The organism is Enterobacteriaceae endosymbiont of Donacia provostii (assembly GCF_012570145.1).
Taxonomy (GTDB): domain Bacteria; phylum Pseudomonadota; class Gammaproteobacteria; order Enterobacterales; family Enterobacteriaceae.
In genome coordinates this window covers 1-2226 of sequence record NZ_CP046206.1, presented here as the reverse complement: position 1 = coordinate 2226, position 2226 = coordinate 1, and the positions used below count along the sequence as shown (strand labels likewise).

At 38.5% G+C, this 2226-nt stretch carries 1 protein-coding gene and 1 rRNA gene; both read right to left on the bottom strand.

The annotated features are described in order from the left end of the window. Positions 1–6 precede the first annotated feature (6 nt). Positions 7–1591: ribosomal RNA gene (locus tag GJT93_RS00010) — 16S ribosomal RNA — on the bottom strand. Between the two features lie 155 nt (positions 1592–1746). After that, entirely contained in the window at positions 1747–2226 is a 480-nt protein-coding gene (greA, locus tag GJT93_RS00005; RefSeq protein ID WP_168821589.1) for a transcription elongation factor GreA, read from the bottom strand.

Sequence of the window (2226 nt, the reverse complement as noted above, 5' to 3'; positions counted from 1 at the left end):
AATAGTAAAGGAGGTGATCCAACCACAGGTTCCCCTACGGTTACCTTGTTACGACTTCACCCCAGTTATGAATCATAAAGTGGTAAGCGCCCTCCAATTTTAAAAAAATTGGTTAAACAACTTACTTCTTTTACAACCCACTTCCATGGTGTGACGGGCGGTGTGTACAAGGCCCGGGAACGTATTCACCGTAGCATTCTGATCTACGATTACTAGCGATTCCGACTTCATAGAGTCGAGTTGCAGACTCTAATCCGAACTAAGATATATTTTGTGAGATCCGCTTACTTTTACAAGGATGCTTCTCTTTGTATATACCATTGTAGCACGTGTGTAGCCCTGGTCGTAAGGGCCATGATGACTTGACGTCGTCCTCACCTTCCTCCGGTTTATCACCGGCAGTCTTCTTTGAGTTCCCAGCCTAACTGATGGCAACAAAGAATAAGGGTTGCGCTCGTTGCGGGACTTAACCCAACATTTCACAACACGAGCTGACGACAGCCATGCAGCACCTGTCTCATGGTTCCCGAAGGCACTAAAATATCTCTATTAAATTCCATGGATGTCAAGACCAGGTAAGGTTCTTCGCGTTGCATCGAATTAAACCACATGCTCCACCGCTTGTGCGGGCCCCCGTCAATTCATTTGAGTTTTAACCTTGCGGTCGTACTCCCCAGGCGGTCGACTTAACGCGTTAGCTACGAAAGTTATAAGTCAAGCTTACAACCTTCAAGTCGACATCGTTTACGGCATGGACTACCAGGGTATCTAATCCTGTTTGCTCCCCATGCTTTCGCACCTGAGCGTCAGTATTCGTCCAGGAGGCCGCCTTCGCCACTGGTATTCCTCCAGATATCTACGCATTTCACCGCTACACCTGGAATTCTACCTCCCTCTACGAAACTCGAGTTAATTAGTTTCAAATGCAGTTCCTAAGTTAAGCCTAGGGATTTCACATCTGACTTAATTAACCGCCTACGTGCTCTTTACGCCCAGTAATTCCGATTAACGCTAGCACCCTCCGTATTACCGCGGCTGCTGGCACGGAGTTAGCCGGTGCTTCTTTTACAAGTAACGTCAATGATAAAATATATTAGATTTTACCGTTTCTTTCTTGTTGAAAGTACTTTACAACCCGAAGGCCTTCTTCATACACGCGGCATAGCTGCATCAGGCTTTCGCCCATTGTGCAATATTCCCCACTGCTGCCTCCCGTAGGAGTCTGGACCGTGTCTCAGTTCCAGTGTGGCTGATTATCCTCTCAGACCAGCTAGGGATCGTCGCCTAGGTAGGCTATTACTCTACCTACTAGCTAATCCCGTCTGGGTTCATCTAATGGTATAAGGTCCTATATATAAAATATATATAGAATCCCCTACTTTGGTCTAATAAAAGACATTATGAGGTATTAGCTACCGTTTCCAATAGTTATCCCTCTCCATAAGGCAGATCCCCAGATATTACTCACCCGTCCGCCGCTCGCCGACAATAAAAAAAAATAAAATTCTTTCTTATTTCGCTGCCGCTCGACTTGCATGTGTTAGGCTTGCCGCCAGCGTTCAATCTGAGCCATGATCAAACTCTTCAATTTTAAAAATATAATACAAAATAAAAATCATCTAAAAATTGAATGTCCACATATATTTTCTAATAAATTATTAAAGAACAACAAAATTTTTCAAAGAAAAATTTTTTAATACATTTTAGTAAGATAACCTAGAATAATAATAAAGTCAAATTTAAATATTAAATATATTCAATATTTAATATTTTATATTTTATAACACCTCTAGGTGTTTTTACACTAACAATATCATCTTTTTTTTTGCCAATTAATGCTCTAGCAATTGGAGCATTAATTGAAATAAGATTATTTTTTAAATCTGACTCATCATGTCCTACAATTTTATAAGAAATAATTTTATTAGTTAATGTATTTAATATAGAAATAGTAGAACCAAAAATAATCTTATTATTATGTATAATTTTAGTTATATCTATAATATTTGCATTAGATAATTTAATTTCTATTTCCTTAATACGTCCTTCACAAAAACTTTGTGCTTCACGAGCTGATTGATATTCTGCATTTTCTTTTAAATCACCATGTTTTCTAGCTTCTATAATAGCATTAATAATTTTAGGTCTTTCTATATATTTTAATTTTTGTAATTCTTTATGTAATTTTTTTACACCTTGTAGGGTCATAGGAATTTGATTAATCAT

Coding starts and splice junctions, on each gene's coding strand:
- greA (WP_168821589.1), bottom strand. CDS start 2,226: ATGATTAATCAAATTCCTATGACCCTACAAGGTGTAAAAAAATTACAT.